This window comes from Stappia sp. WLB 29 (assembly GCF_023507705.1).
GTDB lineage: Bacteria > Pseudomonadota > Alphaproteobacteria > Rhizobiales > Stappiaceae > Stappia.
Map to the genome: position 1 here is coordinate 1 of NZ_JALBGD010000037.1, position 274 is coordinate 274.

Here is a 274-nt window from a genome sequence, read left to right on the forward strand (position 1 = left end):
CGGAAGGGTTAAGCCAGTACCAGCGCAGCCGTTTTTCCATTTCAGGCGCATAACGCTGAACCCAGCGGTAAATCGTGGAGTGATCGACATTCACTCCGCGTTCAGCCAGCATCTCCTGCAGCTCACGGTAACTGATGCCGTATTTGCAGTACCAGCGTACGGCCCACAGAATGATGTCACGCTGAAAATGCCGGCCTTTGAATGGGTTCATGTGCAGCTCCATCAGCAAAAGGGGATGATAAGTTTATCACCACCGACTATTTGCAACAGTGCC

General features: G+C 52.2%; 1 pseudogene. It reads right to left on the reverse strand.

The annotated features are described in order from the left end of the window. A pseudogene (locus MNI96_RS21805) lies at positions 1-211 on the reverse strand (IS6 family transposase); the annotation flags it as partial. Between the last annotated feature and the right edge of the window lie 63 nt (positions 212-274).